A 19,701-nucleotide genomic window follows, 5' to 3' on the forward strand; every position below is an offset into this window, starting at 1 on the left:
GCGAACGCGCTCTGGTCTCATTCCGTCTTTGACCCTATTCTCCTCCTCGATTTCAGGGAATGAAGTCCAAAGGGAGAGAACCATGTCGCACAAACCCGGCCGCGGCCGCATCTATTCCTCGATCACCGAGACCATCGGCGACACGCCGCTGGTGCGCTTCGACAAGCTGGCGCGGGAAAAGGGTGTGGTGGCAAACCTGATCGGCAAGCTCGAATTCTTCAATCCGATCGCATCCGTCAAGGACCGCATCGGTGTGGCAATGATCGAAAGCCTGGAATCGCAAGGCAAGATCACATCAGGCAAAACGGTGCTGATCGAGCCGACATCAGGCAATACCGGCATCGCACTCGCCTTTGCCGCCGCCGCCAAGGGGTATCGGCTGATCCTCACCATGCCGGAAACCATGTCGGTCGAGCGGCGCAAGATGCTGGCGCTGCTCGGCGCCGAGCTGGTGCTGACGGAAGGGTCGAAGGGCATGAAGGGCGCCATCGCCAAGGCCGAGGAGCTCGCCGCCTCCCTTCCCGACGCCATCATTCCGCAGCAGTTCGAAAACCCGGCCAATCCCGAGATCCACCGCAAGACGACGGCCGAGGAAATCTGGAACGATACCGACGGCACGGTCGATATCGTCGTCTCGGGCATCGGCACCGGCGGCACGATCACCGGCGTCGGCCAGGTGCTGAAGAGCCACAAGCCCGAGATCCAGATCATCGCCGTCGAGCCTGCCGATTCGCCGGTGCTCTCAGGCGGCAATCCCGGCCCGCACAAGATCCAGGGAATCGGCGCCGGCTTCGCGCCGAAGATCCTCGATACCGGCATCTATGACGAGGTCGTGACCGTCTCCAATGACGAGGCCTTCGAACAGGCCCGCCTCATCGCAAGGCTCGAAGGCGTGCCGGTCGGCATCTCCTCGGGCGCGGCGCTGACGGCGGCGATCAAGGTCGGCAGCCGGCCGGAGAATGCCGGCAAGAATATCGTCATCATCATACCGTCTTTTGCGGAACGGTATTTGTCGACGGCGCTGTTTGAGGGGTTGGGGAGCTGAATAGCGAATAGCGAATAGCGAATAGCGAATAGCGAATAGCGAATAGCGAATAGCGAATAGGATGTAACCTGCTTTGCGGCGGGCAAGCCGATTAACTAGTCGCTATTCGCAACTCCCTATTCGCTTGCGCTCAGGCGGCCGCCGTCAACCTCTCGCCGGCGATCCGGTAGGAGATCGCCTCAGCCAGATGCAAACGGCCAACGGTCGGTTTGTCGTCGAGATCGGCGAGCGTGCGGGCGACCTTGAGGACGCGGTGGTAGCCGCGGGCGGAGAATTTCATCTTCTCGGCGGCGTCGCGCAGGAGTTGCAGGCCGCTCGCATCGGGCTCGGCGAGTTTTTCGATCATTGATGTGGAGCAGCGGGCATTGGTGCCGATATCCCTGGCGCCGGCGCGCGCGAAGCGCTCCTGCTGGAGCTCGCGGGCGCGGGCGACGCGGCGGGCGACATCGGCGCTGGCCTCGGCCGCCATCGGGCGGATCAGATCGGCGGCGGAGACGGCCGGCACATCGATGCGGATATCGATGCGGTCCATCAGCGGCCCGGAGATGCGGGCCTGGTAGTCGCTCATGCAGCGCGGGCCACGGGCGCAGGTATGGCCGGGCTCACCGGCCATGCCGCAGCGGCAGGGGTTCATCGCCGCGATCAGCTGGAATTTCGCCGGATAGGAGACGCGGTGATTGGCGCGCGCAATGACGCATTCGCCGCCTTCGAGCGGCTGGCGCAGCGCATCGAGCGCCTGCGGCGTGAACTCGGGGAACTCGTCGAGGAAGAGCACGCCGTGATGGGCGAGCGAGGCCTCGCCCGGCCGGGCGCGCAGACCGCCGCCGACAAGGGCGGCCATGGTGGCGGAATGATGCGGGGTGCGGAAGGGCCGGCGATCGGACAGCTTGCCGCCGGTGAGCTGTCCGGCGATCGAATGGACCATCGACACTTCAAGCAGTTCGGCGGGCGAAAGCGGCGGCAGGATCGACGGCAGCCGCGACGCCAGCATCGATTTGCCGGAACCGGGAGGCCCGACCATCAGGAGATTGTGGCCGCCGGCGGCCGCCACCTCGAGCGCACGTTTTGCGCTTTCCTGGCCCTTGGTCTCGGCAAGATCCGGCAGGTTGGCGGCATTGGCGCGGATCGACGGCTCCGGCCGGGAGAGCACCTGCGTGCCGCGAAAATGATTGGCAAGGGCAATCAGGCTGCGCGGTGCGAGAATATCGACCTCGGCGCCGGCCCAGGCAGCCTCGGCGCCGCTTTCGGCCGGGCAGATCAGCCCCTTGCCGAGAGCATTGGCGCCGATCGCGGCCGGCAGCGCGCCAGCGATGGCGGCGATGGTGCCATCGAGATTGAGCTCGCCGACGACGACAAAATCCGACAGCGCATCGGCGGGAATGGCGCCGAGAGCGACCATCAGCGCCAGCGCGATTGGCAGATCAAAATGCGAGCCTTCCTTCGGCAGATCGGCGGGCGCCAAGTTGACGGTCACCCGTTTGCCCGGCAGCGCCAGGCCGGAGGCGTGAAGGGCGGCCTGAACGCGCTCGCGGCTTTCAGCGACCGCCTTGTCAGGCAGGCCGACGATCTGCATGCCGACCTTGCCAGGCGCGATCATGACCTGGACCTCGACCGGCACGCCTTCGATGCCCTGGAATGCTACCGTACTGACACGCGCGACCATATGCCCACCCTTGTCCCGCAAACTCTTAGAGACCGCCCCGTGGCCGTTGAAAGCCAGCGGTTGCAATCTGGCACGGAAGCAGGACTAAAACAAGAACAATAAAAGAACGCAGGCGGATAAGCAGCAGTAATCGCGGTTGTACCCGATCGCAGCCTCAGCCGCGCTTGCGCTCGATCGCGTCCCAGAGCAGGGCCGCGATATCGGCGCCGCCGAACTTCCTGACCTCGCGGATGCCGGTCGGCGAGGTGACGTTGATCTCGGTCATGTAATCGCCGATCACGTCGATGCCGACGAGCAGGAAGCCGCGTTCCCTCAGCGCGGGGCCGATGCGGGCGCAGATTTCCTTTTCGCGCGGCGTCAGTTCGGTCGCCTCGGCGCGGCCGCCGACATGCATGTTGGAGCGGCTGTCATGCTCGGCCGGCACGCGGTTGATGGCACCGGCAAACTCGCCGTCGACAAGGATGATACGCTTGTCGCCCTTGCGCACGTCGGGCAGATATTGCTGGGCGATGAAGGGCTCGCGGAAGAGTTGGCCGAACATTTCCAGCAGCGAGGAGAGGTTGCGGTCGTCGCGGGTCGAATGGAAGACGCCGGCGCCGCCATTGCCGTAGAGCGGCTTCAAGATGATGTCGCCCATCTCGTCGCGGAAGCGGCGGATTTCGGCGGGATCCTTGGTGATCAGCGTCTTCGGCATCAGATCGGCGAATTCGGTGACGAAGATCTTCTCCGGTGAATTGCGCACCCAAGCCGGATCGTTGACGACGAGCGTCTTCGGATGGATGCGCTCGAGGAGATGCGTCGAGGTGATATAGGCCATGTCGAAGGGCGGATCCTGGCGCAGCAGCACCACGTCCATGGTCGAGAGATCGACGCGCTCGGGCGCGCCGAGTTCGAAGTGATCGCCCTTGACGTCACGCAGCAGCATCGGCTCGACGCTGGCAAAGAGCTTGCCGTCGCGGAAGCTCAGGCGCTCGGGGGTATAATGGAAGAGCCTGTAGCCGCGCGCCTGCGCCTCCAGGCTCATGGCGAAGGTGGAGTCCCCTGCGATATTGATGCCGGCGACATGATCCATCTGGACCGCTACATTGGTGATCTTGGCCATTTCCGTCCCTCGCTGAATGCCGGACAGATGTAGGTCGGCCCGGCATCAAACGCAACGGTCATCGAAGGCTTGCGGCAGTCGCCATTTTCAGGCGGCGATGCCCTGGCTGCCGCCGTTGCGCAGCATGTTGCGCAGACGGTAGGCGATTGCCAAAGGCTTCGGGAAAGGCTTGCGCAGGAAGGCGACCTTGCGGACGTAACTGTCGACCCGCCAGCTCGCCCAGGTTCCACCTGCGAAAAAGGCGACGTCGCCGGCGCACAGGGTCCGTTCCGTGCCGTCCTCGGCGGTGATATGGACCTCGCCTTCGAGGATCATCACGGTCTCGTCCCAGCCGAAATACCAGCGGAATTCGCCCGCCGTGCAGTCCCAGATCGCCGTCAGCGACGCCTCGTCATGGCCGCGCGAATGTTCGGCGGTGCGGGCTTCCGGATTGCCGCTGATGATCCAGTCGGGATTGATCGGCGTCGATTTCAGCGGCAGGTGGTCGCTCGCATGCGCGACGAAGGACTTCCCGGCCGGCTTCAGCGCGATATAAGGCACCGAGCGCGCAGCCATGCCGACCGCACTTGCAAGCATCATCTTCCAGGCCACGCCACAACCCCCAATTCTTAATCCCTACCGCGATGGTGGATAGCAGAGAGAGGTAAGGAGCTCGTTCAACCCGGGACTAAAATTTTAACAATCCGGAAACTCGGCCGGGCAAAGCGCTCAGAAGGCGTCGGGAAAGTGCCGCGGCAACCGGCCGGGCATGACCGCGACGATATCGTAGCGCTGGGAAAGGCGGGCGTGATCGGCCTGGCGGGCGAGCCAGAGATCGCTTGCCGCCCGGATCCGCTTCTGCGCGGCGAGAGAGACGGCGTCGATGGCCGCAGCCTCGCCATACCGGGCCTTGACCTCGACGAAGACGGCGAGATCGCCCTTGCGGGCGACGATATCGATCTCGCCGAGCCGGGTGCGGTGGCGCAGCGCCAGGATGCGGTATCCCTTCAGCATCAGGAAGACGGCGGCGACATATTCCGACATGCGGCCACGGCGCAGCGCTTTCCTTTTGATGGCAGTGGGGTCTTTATCGCCCATTGCCGCCCTTCAGCTCCAGCAGGCGCTGATAGAGCGCCTTGCGCGGCAGGCCGGTGAGACGGGCGGCCTCGGTCGCAGCCTTTGCCGTCGGCATCGACGTCGACAGGTCGGCAAGCACGGCCTCGACATCGGCCTCGGACGTTTCCGCCGGCTGCGGCGGACCGACGACGAGGACGATCTCGCCCCTGACGTTTTCCACCTGCTGGTAATGGGCGGCGAGTTCGGCCAGCGTGCCGCGGCGGAATTCTTCATAGGTCTTGGTCAATTCACGGCAGACGCAAGCCGGCCGCTCCGGGCCGAGCACATCGGCGGCGGCAAGAAGCGTCGCGCCGATGCGATGGGGCGATTCAAAAAAGATCAGCGTCGCTGGAGTTGCGGCCAATTCACCGAGACGATCGCGGCGGGCCTTGTCCTTGGGCGGCAGAAAACCGGCGAAGAGGAAGGCGTCGTTCGGCAGGCCGGAACCAACAAGGGCGGCGAGCGGCGCCGAGGCGCCTGGAATGGGAATGACGCGGTAACCGGCGGCAATCGCCTGCCGGGCCAGCCGGTAACCGGGATCGGAGACGAGCGGCGTGCCGGCATCGGACACCAGCGCTACCGAGCGGCCGGCTTCCAGCGCCTGGATGAGCCGCGGGCCGGCTTCGTCGGCATTGTGCTCGTGGTAAGCGAAGGGGCGGTTCTGGATGCCGTAGCGGTCGAGCAGAACGCGGGTGACGCGCGTATCCTCACATGCCAGCACGTCGGCGCCGGCCAGCGTTTCCAATGCGCGCAGCGTGATGTCGCCGAGATTGCCGATGGGAGTGGCAACCAGATAGAGCGCCGGCTCCAGCGGCCGCGCCGGCACCGCCATGTTGTGCAGGCGGAAGCTTCGCCTCGTGGCGTCCTCGGCTGTGGTTTGCTCGTTCATGCCCTTTGCCTTCGTGCCGCCGGCGCCTTGCCGGTTCATCGGCCTTTATGGGCGAGCGCTGCGGCTTCGGCAAGGGTTGGGATTTCTGTGAGGATTGCTCCGGAAAACCTGAAATGCGAGGGCTCGGCCGTCCATGCCTCTTGCCATCCAATGCTGAAGTCTGCCATTTTGCCCGTCCACTCCCCCGACCTAAATCGGGAAAGCATTCTTCGGGCCTTCGATGCGCCCGGGCAGTCACGGTCGAAAGCGGTAGCATCCCATGCGTATTACTATTGAGCGGTCAAACCTTCTGAAATCGCTGAACCACGTCCACCGTGTGGTCGAACGTCGCAACACGATCCCGATCCTGTCCAACGTACTGCTCAAGGCCGACGGCCAGAACCTCGACATGAAGGCGACCGACCTCGACCTCGAAATCACCGAGGCGACGCCGGCAAGCGTCGAACAAGCAGGCGCCACCACCGTTCCCGCCCATCTTCTCTACGACATCGTGCGCAAGCTTTCCGACGGCTCGGAAGTGCTGCTGGCGACCAGCACCGATGGCGGCTCGATGACCGTCCAGTCCGGCCGGTCGAAATTCTCGCTGCAGTGCCTGCCGGAATCCGATTTCCCGGATCTGACCGCCGGCACCTTCACGCATTCCTTCAAGCTGAAGGCGACCGATCTGAAGATGCTGATCGACCGCACCCAGTTCGCGATCTCGACGGAAGAGACACGTTATTATCTGAATGGCATCTTCTTCCACACGATCGAGAGCAATGGTGAGCTGAAGCTCAGGGCGGTCGCGACCGACGGCCACCGGCTGGCCCGCGCCGATGTCGACGCGCCGTCGGGCTCCGAGGGCATGCCCGGCATCATCATTCCGCGCAAGACGGTCGGCGAACTGCAGAAGCTGGTCGACAATCCGGAAGCAATCGTCACCGTCGAGGTTTCCGACGCCAAGATCCGCATGACGATCGGCTCGATCGTTCTGACCTCGAAACTGATCGACGGCACATTCCCGGATTACCAGCGCGTCATCCCCACCGGCAACGACAAGGAAATGCGCGTCGATTGCACGACCTTCGCCCAGGCCGTCGACCGCGTCTCGACGATCTCCTCCGAGCGCGGGCGCGCCGTGAAGCTGGCGCTGTCCGAAGGTCAGCTGATGCTGACCGTCAACAATCCGGATTCCGGCAGCGCCACGGAAGAAGTCGCCGTCGGCTACGACACGGATGCGATGGAAATCGGCTTCAACGCCAAATATCTGCTCGACATCACCGCGCAGCTTTCCGGCGAGGAAGCGATCTTCCTGCTGGCCGATGCCGGCTCGCCGACGCTGATCCGCGACACTGCCGGTGACGACGCGCTCTACGTCTTGATGCCGATGCGCGTCTGACGGGAACGAAGGCGTCCGCTTCCGGTTTTCCTCCTGTCAAACAGGAGGATTCCAGAATGAAAAAAACCGGAGCGGTGCGCATCGGCATTTCAGGCTGGACCTATGCGCCCTGGCGCGGGCAATTCTATCCGGAGGGACTGCCGCAGAAGCAGGAGCTTTCCTACGCCGCCCGTCACTTCCGCTCGATCGAGATCAACGGCACTTTCTACGGATTGCAGAGGCCCGAAATCTTCGGCCGCTGGCGGGATGAAACGCCTGACGATTTCGTCTTTGCGGTCAAGGGGCCGCGCTTCCTCACCCATGTGCGGCGATTGAGGGAGATCGAGGCGCCGCTTGCCAATTTCTTCGCCTCCGGCCTGCTCAGGCTCGGCCCCAAGCTCGGGCCGATCCTCTGGCAGTTTCCGGCCAATATGTTCTTCGATCCTGATCGCTTCGAAAATTTTCTGTCGTTGCTGCCGCATGATCACGATGCGGCGATAACGCTTGCCAAGCGGCATGACGAGCGCCTCAAACAGGCCTGGCTCAAAAGCGACGGACACCAGCCGATCCGCCATGCGTTCGAAATCCGCAACGACAGCTTCCGCTCAGCCGAGTTCATCGAGATGCTCCGGCGACACAAGGCGGCGCTCGTCTGCGCCGATACGGTGAAATGGCCGCTGCTGATGGATATCACCGCCGACTTCATCTATTGCCGCCTGCACGGCTCCGAACAGCTTTATGTCAGCGGTTATGAGGACGAAGCGCTCGATCTATGGGCCGAGCGCATCCACGCCTGGGCACAGGGCGGAGAACCGGAGAATGCGACGCGGATAGTTGCGCCGCTGCCGGCGCGCGCCAAGGGCCGCGACGTCTATCTTTATTTCGACAACACCGATAAGAAACTGCGCGCCCCTGTCGACGCTGGCCATTTGAGCGAAAGACTTGCCGACCTCATGCCTCATACCCAGCGAAAGGCCGCATGAGCTGTTGATGCCGATGTCCTCGTTGCGAAAATCCTTGTCCCGGGAGCGACAAGCAGCATATGTAAGACAGTCAATCAACGTGCGGATGGGTGGAGAATGCGCTTACGGGTCAAGGTGAAGGAACACCTCGGGAAGAGATTTGATGAGGAAATCCGTTTCTTCCGGGGCATGATGCAGGGGCCGAAGACGGTAGGCTCGATCGTGCCGACCTCTTCGATTACCGCCAAGCGCATGGCCAGCGTCATCGATATGCATTCGGGGCTGCCGGTGCTGGAACTCGGCCCGGGCACGGGCGCCATCACCAAGGCCATCCTCGGCCGCGGCGTGAAACCGGAAAATCTCATCGCAATCGAATATTCGACGGATTTCCACCAGCATCTGCTGCGGACCTATCCCGGCGTGCACTTCATCAACGGCGATGCTTTCGATCTGCAGACCACGCTCGGCGACTACGGCGACCGGACGTTCGATTGCGTCATCTCCTGCATTCCGCTGCTGAATTTCCCGATGGCGATGCGCGTCTCGCTGCTCGAAAGCCTGCTCGACCGCCTGCCCGCCGGCCGACCGGTGGTGCAGATTTCCTATGGCGCGATCTCGCCGATCGCCGCCAATCCCGACCGCTATCACATTCAGCATTTCGACTTCGTCATGCGCAACATCCCGCCGGCGCAGCTCTGGATCTACCGGCGCGGTTGAGATGTTCGGACTTTATATCACCCATCCGCAGGTCAAGATCGACGCGAATGTTCCGGTGCCGAAATGGGGCCTTTCCGAGGTCGGCTCCGCCCGCGCCCGCAAAGCTGCCGAGAGCGATTGGGCCAGCCGGCTGACCCGCATCGTCTGCAGCGACGAGACGAAGGCGATCGAAACGGCCGAAATCCTGGCGGCCGCCTCCGGCATCAGCGTCGAGATCGTCCATGGCATGCACGAGAACGACCGCTCGGCCACCGGCTTCCTGCCGCCGCCGCAGTTCGAAGAGGCGGCAAACTGGTTCTTTGCCAATCCGGAACAAAGCTTCAAAGGTTGGGAGCGCGCCGTCGACGCGCAGGCCCGCATCGTCGCGGCGGTCAAGGCCGTTCTCGCCACACATGATGCGGCCGCACCGATCGCCTTCGTCGGCCATGGCGGCGTCGGCACGCTGCTGAAATGCCATCTGGCGGGACGGCCGATCGCCCGCGACCGCGACCAGCCGGCCGGCGGCGGCAATCTCTATGCTTTCAGCCTTGCGGATCTCGGCCTGACATGCGACTGGACGTCCATCGAAAACTGGCGGGGTGACTTCACATGGATGCACGCGAGCGGTTGATCGTCGGCCTGGATGTCCCAACGATCGGCGAGGCAGAAGGACTGGTTTCCACGCTCGGCGACGACATTCTCTTCTATAAGATCGGTTATCAGCTGGTCTTTGCCGGCGGCCTCGAATTCGCCCGCGACCTTGCCGCAAGCGGCAAGAAGATCTTTCTCGACATGAAACTGCTCGACATCGACAACACGGTCGCGTCAGGCGTCGAGAATATCGCCAAGATGGGCATGTCGATGCTGACGCTGCATGCCTATCCGAAGGCGATGCGGGCGGCGGTGGAGGCGGCGGCCGGCTCCGGTCTCTGCCTGCTCGGCGTCACCGTGCTGACCTCGATGGATGCCGAGGACCTTGCCGAGGCCGGCTACAGCCAGGACCCGCACAGCCTGGTGCTCAGTCGCGCCGGACAGGCGCGCGTCGCCGGCATGGGCGGCATCGTCTGCTCGGCGGCGGAGGCGGCCGAGGTGCGGGAGGTCGTCGGTCCCGACATGGCGATCGTCACGCCCGGCATTCGCCCGACCGGCAGCGACAAGGGCGACCAGAAGCGGGTGATGACGCCGTTCGATGCGCTGAAGGCGGGATCAACCCATCTCGTCGTCGGCCGGCCGATCGTCAAGGCGCCCGATCCGAAAGAGGCGGCCCGCGCCGTCCTCAACGAGATGGTGAGCGCGCTCTGGCCGGCAAACCGCTGAATTCAAAAGCACAAGGGAGAAGATCATGGCCAAGGCATATTGGATCGCCCGCGTCGACGTTCTTGACGCCGAGCGCTACAAGGATTACGTGGCGGCGGCCAAACCGGCCTTCGAAAGATACGGCGCGAATTTCCTGGCGCGCGGCGGCGCCATCACCGAGCTCGAGGGCAAGGCGCGCGCCCGCAACGTCGTGATAGAATTCGCGTCGATGCAGCATGCGGTCGACTGCTACAACTCGCCGGAATACCAGATCGCCGCGAAAATCCGCCAGGAGGTGGCGGATGCGGAAATGGTGGTCGTCGAAGGCGTCTGAGTCCCTTCGCATCCGCAAAACTCGCAGCGCGATAGGCCTTCCCGTCGCGCCGGGATTCGGCTAAGACGGAGCCGATACAGCATCCCGCACAGCCTTTCGAGGAGCCTGCCATGACCCTTGCCAACCTGCCGCCGCTCGTCACCGTGTTCGGAGGCTCCGGCTTCGTGGGCAGGCACGTGGTGCGGGCGCTCGCCAAGCGCGGCTATCGCATCCGGGTCGCCGTGCGCCGACCTGATCTCGCCGGCTTCCTGCAGCCGCTCGGCAATGTCGGCCAGATTTCCTTCGTGCAGGCGAACCTGCGCTATCGCAACTCGATCGACCGTGCCGTCGAGGGCGCCAGCCACGTCATCAACTGCGTCGGCATTCTGCATCAGACCGGCCGCAACACTTTCGACGCGGTACAGGAATTCGGCGGACGTGCGGTTGCAGAAGCGGCGCGCAATGCCGGCGCGACTCTCACCCATATTTCGGCGATCGGCGCCGACGCCAATTCCGATTCGGATTATGGCCGCACCAAAGGCCGCGCGGAAGCGGCCATTCTCTCCATCAAGTCCGATGCGGTGATCTTCCGTCCGTCGATCGTCTTCGGACCGGAGGACAGCTTCTTCAACAAGTTTGCCGACATGGCGCGCATGTCGCCTGTCCTGCCGCTGGTCGGCGGCGGCAGGACGAAATTCCAGCCTGTTTATGTCGAGGACGTCGCCGAGGCGGTCGCCCGCGCCGTCGACGGCAAGGTTGCCGGCGGCAAGATCTATGAGCTCGGCGGACCCGAGGTGCTGAGCTTCCGCGAATGTCTCGAGATGATGCTGAAGGTGACGAGCCGCAAGAACCCGCTGGTGTCCCTGCCCTTCGGCCTGGCTTCGCTGATCGGCAGCATCGCCTCGCTGATCCCCTTTGTGACACCGCCGATCACGCCGGACCAGGTGCGCCTGCTCAAGCGCGACAACGTCGTATCCCCAGAGGCCGAGGCGGAAGGCCGCACATTGAAGGGACTCGGCATTACGCCCACCATGCCGGCATCGGTGCTCGGCTCCTATCTCGTGCAGTACCGTCCGCACGGCCAGTATACCGGCTCCGGCAAGGCCGCCTGACCATCTTTCCCGAGGAACGATAACGCCGTCCGCCGATCCCGCGGGCGGCGTTTTGCTTTGCCGCAGCACCTTAACAGTTGCGGCGTCCTTTGCGCGTCCTGAACGGCGCGCGGCGCCGCGATGCCGGCGCAAGCTCGGCCTGTTTTCCTGCCGGCTGTATCGAGCAGCGTTGCATAAAAGGCGCAGCGGAAATTTTGTGGAATTAACGCCAAATTTAGCAGGAACGTTTATTGCTATTTGTCATTCCACTGACTACCAAACCCCGCGTCTTCCAACGGACTCAACGTCTGCGAAGGCGTGCGGCAATCACTGTGAAAGGCATTTATCGATGGGCAAGTCAATCGCGCTCCTTTTTGCGTGTGCGGCGCTGATTATCATGGCAGGCTCCTTCGTTGCGCCCGGTTCGGTCGCGGCGGTCAAGGGCGACTGCTCGCCGGCCTACGGCGTCGATCCTTGCTCGACGGCTTCGATCAGCCACTAACGAAAAGGCCGGCACCTTGCGCCGGCATCCACGAAGACAAGCCGTCGGGAACGCCGAACCAGGCGTTCCGCAATGAAGGCTCGATATTGCCTGCTTCAAAGCGGCGACGAGCGTCCTTCCTCAAGATAGATCTGAAAACTCGACGTTTGCCGGCGAGCGGGTCCTTGTGCGCAAACTTCCGACAGGGCAATGCATTCGCGCCGGGAGTTGCGCGAATGCAGTTGCAGCTGCCTCAGGCGATCATGCCGGTCGCGGCCATGCCGAGCAGCAGGACGCCGAGAATGATGCGGTAGATGGCAAAGAGCGTGAAGCGGTTGCTCCTTATATAGGCGAGCAGCCATTTGACGGCGATGAAAGCGACGATCGTGGAGACCACGAACGCGATGGCGAGCGCCGTCCAGTCTTCACCTGCCGCGCCGCCATCCTTGAAGGTCTTCAGCAACTCATAGCCGCTTGCGGCATACATCGTAGGGATGCCGACGAGAAAGGCAAATTCGGTCGCCGCGGCGCGATTGCCGGTGCCGGCCAGCAGGGCGACGAAAATCGTGGCGCCGGAGCGTGACGTCCCCGGAAAGACGCCGGCAACGATCTGGGCGATGCCGACCAGAATAGAGACAAGCCAGGTGATCTGCTTATGCGGCGGCCGGCGCGCGGCGGCCCATTCGGCAAAGATCATCCAGATGCCGCCGATGATGAGCGCCCAGGCGATCGGCGTCGCGGTCTCGGGAAGTTCAAAGCCGAGCTTCTTGACGGCGAGGCCGAGGATTGCGGTGATGAGAAATGCGACGATCAGTTTGGAGGCATAGTCCCGATTCTCGGGCTCGCGCCAGCCAAGCACCAGATCCAGCAGGCGGCGCCAGTAGATGATCGTGACGGCAAGGATGGCGCCCGCCTGAATGACGATGTTGAACATGTCCGACCGGTGGCCGAGCCATTGCTCCGCAATGATGAGATGGCCGGTGCTGGAGATCGGCAGAAACTCGGTGATCCCCTCGATGACACCGAGAATGGCGGCATTGATATAGTCCATAAATTGTCTCCGGTTTAAAGGTCGTTCGGACCGAGCACTTCCTGCGGGAAATGCTCGGAGCTGCGTCTGAGCCGATCAAGCAGCCGTTATCCTCGTGCGCAAGACGTGTGTTTTGTCCCTTGTCAGATGGCGTGAAAGCCGATTCGCTTGTGTTGGCCGGGCCAAACTCCTATAGCTTCAACCAATGAGTCATGACTAAGGCGCTATAAACGAGCTGCCACACAGTCCTGTAACAGCAATCATAAAGCCCGAGTATCGATGCCCACGCTTTATCATCATCCCATGTCCTCCGCATCTCGCTTCGTCCGGCTGATCCTGGCGGAATACGGCTATCAGGCGGATCTGATCGAAGAGCAGACATGGGAGAAGCGCCGCGATTTCCTGGCGCTCAATCCGGCCGGTACGCTGCCGGTCTATGTCGACGACAGCATGCGTGCGCTCTGTGGCGCGAGCGTCATTTCCGAATATCTGGACGAGACGCACGGGGTCTTGAAGCGCGACCGGCGGCTGCTCGCCGAGGATCCGTTCCAGCGGGCGGAAATCCGCCGGCTGAGCGAATGGTTCATGCAGAAAATGGAAAACGACGTGACGAAGCCGCTCGCCCGCGAGCGTGTCTACAAGTTGCAGATGACCGCCGATCAGGGCGGCGGAGCGCCGGATTCGAAGATTTTGCGCACGGCCCGCGCGAATATCCGCCAGCATATGCGTTATCTCACCTGGCTTGCCGGCTCGCGTCAGTGGCTGGCGGGCGAGCGGATGAGCTATGCCGACCTTGCCGCCGCCGCCTCGATCTCGATCCTCGATTATCTCGGCGAGATCGAGTGGGCCGAGGCTCCGGTCGTCAAGGAATGGTACCAGCGGCTGAAATCGCGCCCCTCCTTCCGGCCGATGCTGACCGAGCGGGTGCGCGGCCTGACCCCGGTTTCGCATTATGCCGATCTGGATTTCTGACGAGGGCGCCTCATGCCCGACAATGATGACAAAGAGCGCCGCCGCCGCGACAATTTGACCGAGTTCGTCCGGGCGGAATCTGCCGCCAAGGGCTTCGATCTCTGCCGCATCACCCGCCCTGACGCGATCCCCGAAGCCAAACAGCGTCTCGGTGAGTTCATCGATGCCGGACGCCACGGGACGATGGAGTGGATGGCGGAGACGCGCGAGCGGCGCGGCGATCCGCTGACGCTCTGGAGCGAGGTCCGGTCCGTCGTCGTCTTCGGCCTCAATTATGCTCCGGAGGAGGACCCGCGCGACGTCCTCGGCAAGCCGGACAGGGCGGCAATCTCCGTCTACGCCCGCAATCGCGATTATCACGACATCATCAAGGGCCGGCTGAAGGAGATCGCCACACGCTTTGCCGCACGCGCCGGCGCCGATGTGAAGGTGTTCGTCGACACCGCGCCAGTGATGGAAAAGCCGTTGGCGGCGGCGGCCGGTATCGGCTGGCAGGGCAAACACACCAATCTCGTCAGCCGCACACGAGGCTCCTGGCTGTTTCTCGGCTCGATGTTCACCACCGCCGATCTTGCCGTCGACGCGCCGGAGATCGATCATTGCGGCTCCTGCCGCGCCTGTCTCGATGTCTGTCCGACCGCCGCCTTCCCGGCGCCCTACCAGATCGACGCGCGGCGCTGCATCTCCTATCTCACCATCGAACACAAGGGACCAATCGACCCCGACCTGCGGGTGCTGATCGGCAACCGCATCTATGGCTGCGACGACTGTCTCGCCGCCTGTCCCTGGAACAAGTTCGCAAGCTCCGCCTCCGAAATGAAGTTGCAGGCGCGCGAAGAGCTGAAGGAGCCGTCGATTGCCTTTCTGCTGACGCTGGACGATGCCGCCTTCCGCGCCTTCTTCAGTGGTTCGCCGGTCAAACGGATCGGTCGCGACCGTTTCATCCGCAACGTGCTGATCGCTGCCGGCAATTCCGGCGAGACGGCGCTCATTGCGCAATGTCGTGCGCTCGCCGGCGATTCCGCCCCGGCGGTCCGCGGCATGGCTGTCTGGGCGCTTTCCCGGCTGATGGAGGCTGGCGAATTCTCCGCCTTTGCCGCACAAAGGACCGACGAGAGCGACGAAAATGTGCTGAACGAATGGCGGCTGGCGGGAGTGGGCTGATGCATGTGATGATCTTTGGCTGCGGTTATTCCGGCACGGCAATCGCCAAGGCCTTCGCCGGCGACGGCGTGCGGGTGTCCGGAACGACCCGTTCCGCAGAGAAGATGGAAGCGCTCCGCCGCGCCGGCATCGAGGCATTCCTGTTCGATGGCGAGACGATGGAAGAGGAACTCGTCCGGGCTTTGGCCGATGTCACCCATGTCGTGCAGTCGATCGCGCCTGGAAAGGCCGATCCGTTGCTGGGACTGCTCAATAAAAACGGCGCGAGCCTGCTGCCGAGGCTCGAATGGATCGGCTATCTCTCCACCGTCGGCGTCTATGGCGATCACCAGGGCGCCTGGGTAAGCGAAGACACGCCGTGCCTGCCGGTTTCCGGGCGGTCGAAGGAGCGGCTTGAGGCCGAAGAGGGCTGGCTGGCAATGGGCCGCGAGCGTGGCGTGCCGGCGGCGGTGCTGCGTCTTTCCGGCATCTATGGGCCGGGGCGCAACGCCTTCTGCAATCTCGAAAAGGGCACGGCGCGGCGGCTGATCAAGAAGGACCAGGTCTTCAACCGCATCCGCGTCGAGGATATCGGCGCGGCGGCGCGCTTCCTGTCGGAGCGCGGCCTCGGCGGCATCTATAATATCACCGACGACCGACCGGGGCCGCCGCAGGACGTGATCGTCGAGGCGGCACGGCTGATGGGCGTCGAACCGCCTCCGGAACAGGCCTTCGAAACCGCCGAGCTGACGCCGATGGCGCGTTCTTTCTACGGCGAGAACAAGCGGGTTTCCAACGCAAAACTGAAGGCGGCCGGTTTCGAATTCTCATTCCCGAACTATCCGATGTCGCTTGCACAATTGTGGCTGGACAGGCGCTGGCGCGGTTAGATCCGGTCGGCCAGAGTTATCACCCAAAATGAGTAGGAAATTCCTACTTTCGGCACTCTTACGAACAATTCTCGCCGCATCTTATGGTTAACAGCCTTTGAATTTGCTCAAATGTGGCAGCAAATATGGCGAAGGCGGGAAAAAAATTTCGTGATTTCCGTGAGGACCGCGCAGTTTAACGCTTCGTCGGAAAATTCATTTGAATTTTAGCTGATTCCATTAGGTTTTTTCTACGTCCGACCGCATGGGGCAAATTCCGAAATTTTATCAATAGCATCACATATATTACAGAATGCAACATTCCGTGATCGTGAGCGGCACTTTTTTGCCATTTTTCGACGGATTTAAGCCCCGCCGCCTGCAAAGGCGTGTGTTCAATAGTTGAGGGATACTCCGTTTTGAAGAAAATCAGCCGTTCTATTATCGCTGCGGCAACTATTGCGGCCTGCTCTTCCCTGCTTCCGGCGGAAGGTTTTGCTGCAAATGGCTGCGGCGGTGCTTCATGGTACGCTCTTCACTCCAAAACTGCTTCCGGAGAACGTATGAACCCCGCCGTCTTGACTGCCGCGCATCGTTCGCTCGCATTCGGCACCAAGGTCAAGGTCACCAACCGCAACAATGGCCGCACCGTCGTCGTTCGCATCAATGATCGCGGTCCGTTCATCCGCGGCCGTGTGCTCGATCTGTCGCGCGCCGCCGCACAGAATATCGGCATGGTGAGCTCCGGCACGGCGAAGGTCTGCTACCAGGTGATCAGCTAAGCCCGGAGCTTGCAACCGCCTGCGCCGTCAGCGGCGCTTGCTCTTGCCGCCAATCGCGGTTACCACGCGGTTGAAACCTGTAAACCATCCGCCCGGCACTGTGTGCGGATCGTTCACACGGCACGGCAACAGGAGATATGTGAATGCGTCTGGGCGGCCGCCTCGAAGGGGCGATTTCTGTGCTCGCGGACATTGATGCCCGCAAGCGACCCGTCGCCGACGCACTCAAGGACTGGGGCCTTGCCCATCGCTTCGCCGGTTCCGGCGATCGTGCGGCAATCGGCAACATCGTCTACGACGCCTTGCGCATGCGGCTTTCGCATGCCTGGCTGATGAATGACGACAGCGCTGCGGCCATTGCCCACGCCGTCATGTTCCGTCAATGGGGCTTCACCCCAGACAGTCTTGCCGCCGAACTCGCCGACGACAAGTTCGCGCCGGCGCCGCTTTCACCCGAGGCCGCAGCCGCCTTTGCAAGCCGCTCGCTCGAGGACGCGCCGCCGCATATCCGCGGCGATATTCCCGAATGGGTGCAATCCTCCTTCGAACAGGCTTTCGGCGCCGGCTGGCTCGCCGAAGCACAGGCGCTTGCCGCCCGCCCGACGCTTGATCTGCGCGCCAACATCCTGAAGGCTTCGCGCGACAAGGCGGTCAAGGCGCTCGAAAGAGCCGGCGCGCATGCCGCGAAGATCGCCCGCTACGGCATCCGGATTGCCGCCGGCGAAGGCGCCTCGCGTCTTCCCAACGTGACAGCCGAGCTTTCGTTCCAGAAAGGCTGGTTCGAAGTTCAGGACGAAGGTTCGCAGATCGTCGCCGATCTGGTGCTCGCGCGCGAGGGCGAACAGATCCTCGATTATTGCGCCGGCGGCGGCGGCAAGACGCTCGCCATGGCCGCCGCCATGCAGAACAAGGGTCAGGTGCACGCCTATGACGCCGACCGCAAACGGCTGGCGCCGATCATTGAGCGGCTGAAGCGGGCAGGCACGCGCAATGTCCAGGTGCATGACGACGCCAGGGGGCTGTCGGGTCTTGCCGGGCGCTGCGACAAGGTGCTGGTCGACGCGCCCTGCACCGGCACCGGCACATGGCGCCGCCGCCCCGACACGAAATGGCGGCTGACGGCGAAGAACCTCGACGAACGCACCGCCCAGCAGCAGGACGCGCTGGCGCAGGCGAGCGGCTTCGTCAAACCGGGCGGCGAACTGATCTATGTCACCTGCTCGGTGCTGCCGCAGGAAAATGAGGAACAGGTGCGCCGCTTTACGGCCGGGAACCCTGATTTTGAGATCGTCGGCGCCCTGCCCGCCTGGGACGGCCTGTTCGGAAAGCAGGCGCCGCGTCCGCACTCTTCCGATGGCCTGACCGTGACGCTGACGCCCGCCTCCACCGACACGGACGGCTTCTTCTTCTGCCGCATGCAGCGGAAGGGCTGACCCCCCCCCCCGCTGCATGCGCAGACTGGGGCCCGTCATTTCGACGTGAAGTGCTGATCTTCAGCCAAATGCACCTGAAAGACCGGGGTGCGCCGGCCCGCGCCATTCTTAAAATCATTCCAAACTAGAGCGTTTGACACCAGTTTACTTTTGCGCGAAGAGACGGAGCCCGATTAGACGGAAGATCCGTCACAGGAGAGGATTATGAAGCTCAATACATTCCGCGCAGCCGTGCTGGCGATTGCCCCCGCCGCCCTGCTCGCCCTTCCCGCGCAGGCCGAGACCGATGCTGGCGCCGTGGTGAAACATTATGCCGAGGTGGCGCATGCCAAATATGAGGACTCGCTGACGACGGCCAAGGCGCTCGACGCCGCCATCGACGCCTTCCTGAAGGCGCCGACCGACGAGACGCTGAAGGCCGCCAGGGATGCCTGGATCAAGGCGCGCGTACCCTATCAGCAGACCGAAGTCTATCGCTTCGGCAATCCTGTTGTCGACGATTGGGAAGGCAAGGTCAACGCATGGCCTCTCGACGAGGGCCTGATCGACTATGTCGACGCCTCCTACGGCACCGAGAGCGACGAAAACTCGCTCTATGTGGCCAACGTCATCGCCAACAAGACGATCAAGATCGACGGCAAGGATGTTGACGCCTCGAAGCTGACGCCGGAATTCCTCTCCGGCACGCTCGCCGAAGCCGGCGGCATCGAAGCCAATGTCGCGACCGGCTACCACGCCATCGAATTCCTGCTCTGGGGCCAGGATCTGAACGGCACGGGTCCGGGCGCCGGCAACCGCCCGGCCACCGATTACGACCTCAAGAACTGCACGCACGGCAATTGCGACCGGCGCGCCGAATATCTGAAGTCCGCCTCCACCCTGCTCGTTTCCGACCTCAAGGAAATGACCGATGACTGGAAGCCGGACGGGGTGGCGACGAAGACCGTCGAAGCAGATCCGAAGGCCGGCCTCGTCGCCATCCTGACCGGCATGGGCTCGCTCTCCTATGGCGAACTCGCTGGCGAGCGCATGAAGCTCGGCCTGCTGCTGCACGATCCGGAGGAAGAGCATGATTGCTTCTCCGACAATACCTACAATTCGCATCTCAACGACGCGATCGGCATCGCTGCCGCCTATACCGGCAACTATACCCGCGTCGACGGCACCAAGCTCAGCGGCCCGTCGCTGCAAGACCTCGTCGCCGCCAAGGACAAGGCGCTCGATGCCGAGATGGAAGGCAAGCTCAACAAGACGCTCGATGCGATGAATGCCATGGCAAAGCGCGGCGAGACGGTCGAGAAGTACGACCAGATGATCGCCGAGGGCAACAAGGAAGGCAACGCGGTCGTCCAGGCCGCCATCGACGGTCTGATCGACCAGACGAAATCGATCCAGCGCGTTGTTGCCGCACTCGATCTCGGCGCGGTTCAGCTTGAAGGTTCCGACAGCTTGGATAATCCTAACGCCGTCTTCAAATAAGCA

21 protein-coding genes are annotated in these 19,701 nt (G+C 63.0%); 15 read left to right on the plus strand and 6 right to left on the minus strand.

The window, feature by feature from the left end:
* Nucleotides 1-82: 82 nt before the first annotated feature.
* Nucleotides 83-1,045 (plus strand): cysteine synthase A, encoded by a 963-nt coding sequence (cysK, locus tag J7U39_RS18405; protein ID WP_210629488.1) that lies wholly within the window; start codon nucleotides 83-85, stop codon nucleotides 1,043-1,045.
* Between the two features lie 130 nt (nucleotides 1,046-1,175).
* On the opposite strand, the gene J7U39_RS18410 is transcribed toward cysK, so the two are convergent.
* The 5 genes from J7U39_RS18410 to rsmI all read right to left on the minus strand — a co-directional run bounded on the left by J7U39_RS18410 (nucleotide 1,176) and on the right by rsmI (nucleotide 5,794).
* Entirely contained in the window at nucleotides 1,176-2,708 is a 1,533-nt protein-coding gene (locus J7U39_RS18410; protein ID WP_210629489.1) for a YifB family Mg chelatase-like AAA ATPase, read from the minus strand.
* Nucleotides 2,709-2,862: 154 nt separating this feature from the next.
* Nucleotides 2,863-3,810 carry a glutathione synthase gene (gene gshB / locus J7U39_RS18415; protein WP_210629490.1) on the minus strand — a complete coding sequence of 316 codons (948 nt, stop codon included), beginning with the start codon at nucleotides 3,808-3,810 and terminating at the stop codon, nucleotides 2,863-2,865.
* An 87-nt stretch (nucleotides 3,811-3,897) separates the two neighbouring features.
* Nucleotides 3,898-4,401, minus strand: a complete 504-nt coding sequence (locus J7U39_RS18420) for a cupin domain-containing protein (protein WP_210629491.1) — start codon at nucleotides 4,399-4,401, stop codon at nucleotides 3,898-3,900.
* Between the two features lie 117 nt (nucleotides 4,402-4,518).
* Nucleotides 4,519-4,887 carry a YraN family protein gene (locus J7U39_RS18425; protein ID WP_210629492.1) on the minus strand — a complete coding sequence of 123 codons (369 nt, stop codon included), beginning with the start codon at nucleotides 4,885-4,887 and terminating at the stop codon, nucleotides 4,519-4,521.
* Complete coding sequence (gene rsmI / locus J7U39_RS18430) at nucleotides 4,877-5,794, minus strand: 16S rRNA (cytidine(1402)-2'-O)-methyltransferase (protein ID WP_210629493.1); 918 nt, start codon at nucleotides 5,792-5,794, stop codon at nucleotides 4,877-4,879. Before rsmI ends, J7U39_RS18425 begins: the two co-directional genes overlap by 11 nt.
* Before the next feature lie 259 nt (nucleotides 5,795-6,053).
* Between rsmI and dnaN the strand changes: the two genes are divergently transcribed.
* The 8 genes from dnaN to J7U39_RS18470 all read left to right on the plus strand — a co-directional run bounded on the left by dnaN (nucleotide 6,054) and on the right by J7U39_RS18470 (nucleotide 12,011).
* Nucleotides 6,054-7,172: a DNA polymerase III subunit beta gene (dnaN, locus tag J7U39_RS18435; protein WP_004673935.1), complete on the plus strand. Its 1,119-nt coding sequence runs from the start codon at nucleotides 6,054-6,056 to the stop codon at nucleotides 7,170-7,172.
* A 56-nt stretch (nucleotides 7,173-7,228) separates the two neighbouring features.
* On the plus strand, nucleotides 7,229-8,134 hold the full coding sequence (locus J7U39_RS18440) for a DUF72 domain-containing protein (protein WP_210629494.1): 906 nt from the start codon (nucleotides 7,229-7,231) through the stop codon (nucleotides 8,132-8,134).
* A gap of 96 nt (nucleotides 8,135-8,230) precedes the next feature.
* Nucleotides 8,231-8,830: a phospholipid N-methyltransferase PmtA gene (gene pmtA, locus J7U39_RS18445; protein ID WP_210629495.1), complete on the plus strand. Its 600-nt coding sequence runs from the start codon at nucleotides 8,231-8,233 to the stop codon at nucleotides 8,828-8,830.
* Nucleotide 8,831: 1 nt separating this feature from the next.
* The gene (locus tag J7U39_RS18450; protein ID WP_210629496.1) at nucleotides 8,832-9,440 is read left to right on the plus strand and encodes a histidine phosphatase family protein; all 609 of its coding nucleotides are present in this window, start codon (nucleotides 8,832-8,834) and stop codon (nucleotides 9,438-9,440) included.
* Nucleotides 9,419-10,126, plus strand: a complete 708-nt coding sequence (pyrF, locus tag J7U39_RS18455; RefSeq protein ID WP_210629497.1) for an orotidine-5'-phosphate decarboxylase — start codon at nucleotides 9,419-9,421, stop codon at nucleotides 10,124-10,126. Before J7U39_RS18450 ends, pyrF begins: the two co-directional genes overlap by 22 nt.
* A gap of 25 nt (nucleotides 10,127-10,151) precedes the next feature.
* Nucleotides 10,152-10,439: a DUF1330 domain-containing protein gene (locus tag J7U39_RS18460; protein WP_210629498.1), complete on the plus strand. Its 288-nt coding sequence runs from the start codon at nucleotides 10,152-10,154 to the stop codon at nucleotides 10,437-10,439.
* 110 nt (nucleotides 10,440-10,549) lie between these two features.
* The gene (locus J7U39_RS18465; protein ID WP_210629499.1) at nucleotides 10,550-11,530 is read left to right on the plus strand and encodes a complex I NDUFA9 subunit family protein; all 981 of its coding nucleotides are present in this window, start codon (nucleotides 10,550-10,552) and stop codon (nucleotides 11,528-11,530) included.
* 328 nt (nucleotides 11,531-11,858) lie between these two features.
* Complete coding sequence (locus tag J7U39_RS18470) at nucleotides 11,859-12,011, plus strand: hypothetical protein (RefSeq protein ID WP_041678526.1); 153 nt, start codon at nucleotides 11,859-11,861, stop codon at nucleotides 12,009-12,011.
* Nucleotides 12,012-12,243: 232 nt separating this feature from the next.
* Here the strand turns inward: J7U39_RS18470 and J7U39_RS18475 are convergent, their stop codons facing one another.
* Nucleotides 12,244-13,041 carry an undecaprenyl-diphosphate phosphatase gene (locus tag J7U39_RS18475; RefSeq protein WP_210629500.1) on the minus strand — a complete coding sequence of 266 codons (798 nt, stop codon included), beginning with the start codon at nucleotides 13,039-13,041 and terminating at the stop codon, nucleotides 12,244-12,246.
* Nucleotides 13,042-13,299: 258 nt separating this feature from the next.
* Between J7U39_RS18475 and J7U39_RS18480 the strand changes: the two genes are divergently transcribed.
* The 6 genes from J7U39_RS18480 (at nucleotide 13,300) to J7U39_RS18505 (ending at nucleotide 19,698) form a co-directional block, all read left to right on the plus strand.
* On the plus strand, nucleotides 13,300-13,992 hold the full coding sequence (locus tag J7U39_RS18480; RefSeq protein ID WP_210629501.1) for a glutathione S-transferase family protein: 693 nt from the start codon (nucleotides 13,300-13,302) through the stop codon (nucleotides 13,990-13,992).
* A gap of 12 nt (nucleotides 13,993-14,004) precedes the next feature.
* Nucleotides 14,005-15,156 (plus strand): tRNA epoxyqueuosine(34) reductase QueG, encoded by a 1,152-nt coding sequence (gene queG, locus J7U39_RS18485; RefSeq protein ID WP_210629502.1) that lies wholly within the window; start codon nucleotides 14,005-14,007, stop codon nucleotides 15,154-15,156.
* Nucleotides 15,156-16,025 carry an SDR family oxidoreductase gene (locus J7U39_RS18490; RefSeq protein WP_210629503.1) on the plus strand — a complete coding sequence of 290 codons (870 nt, stop codon included), beginning with the start codon at nucleotides 15,156-15,158 and terminating at the stop codon, nucleotides 16,023-16,025. The genes queG and J7U39_RS18490 overlap by 1 nt, the downstream gene beginning before the upstream one ends.
* Before the next feature lie 398 nt (nucleotides 16,026-16,423).
* The gene (locus J7U39_RS18495) at nucleotides 16,424-16,786 is read left to right on the plus strand and encodes a septal ring lytic transglycosylase RlpA family protein (protein WP_184457978.1); all 363 of its coding nucleotides are present in this window, start codon (nucleotides 16,424-16,426) and stop codon (nucleotides 16,784-16,786) included.
* Nucleotides 16,787-16,929: 143 nt separating this feature from the next.
* The gene (locus J7U39_RS18500; protein ID WP_210629504.1) at nucleotides 16,930-18,219 is read left to right on the plus strand and encodes an RsmB/NOP family class I SAM-dependent RNA methyltransferase; all 1,290 of its coding nucleotides are present in this window, start codon (nucleotides 16,930-16,932) and stop codon (nucleotides 18,217-18,219) included.
* A gap of 204 nt (nucleotides 18,220-18,423) precedes the next feature.
* Nucleotides 18,424-19,698 carry an imelysin family protein gene (locus tag J7U39_RS18505; RefSeq protein WP_210629505.1) on the plus strand — a complete coding sequence of 425 codons (1,275 nt, stop codon included), beginning with the start codon at nucleotides 18,424-18,426 and terminating at the stop codon, nucleotides 19,696-19,698.
* The last annotated feature ends 3 nt before the right edge of the window (nucleotides 19,699-19,701 follow it).

The sequence above is a fragment of the Rhizobium sp. NLR16a genome, assembly GCF_017948245.1.
Lineage (GTDB): Bacteria > Pseudomonadota > Alphaproteobacteria > Rhizobiales > Rhizobiaceae > Rhizobium.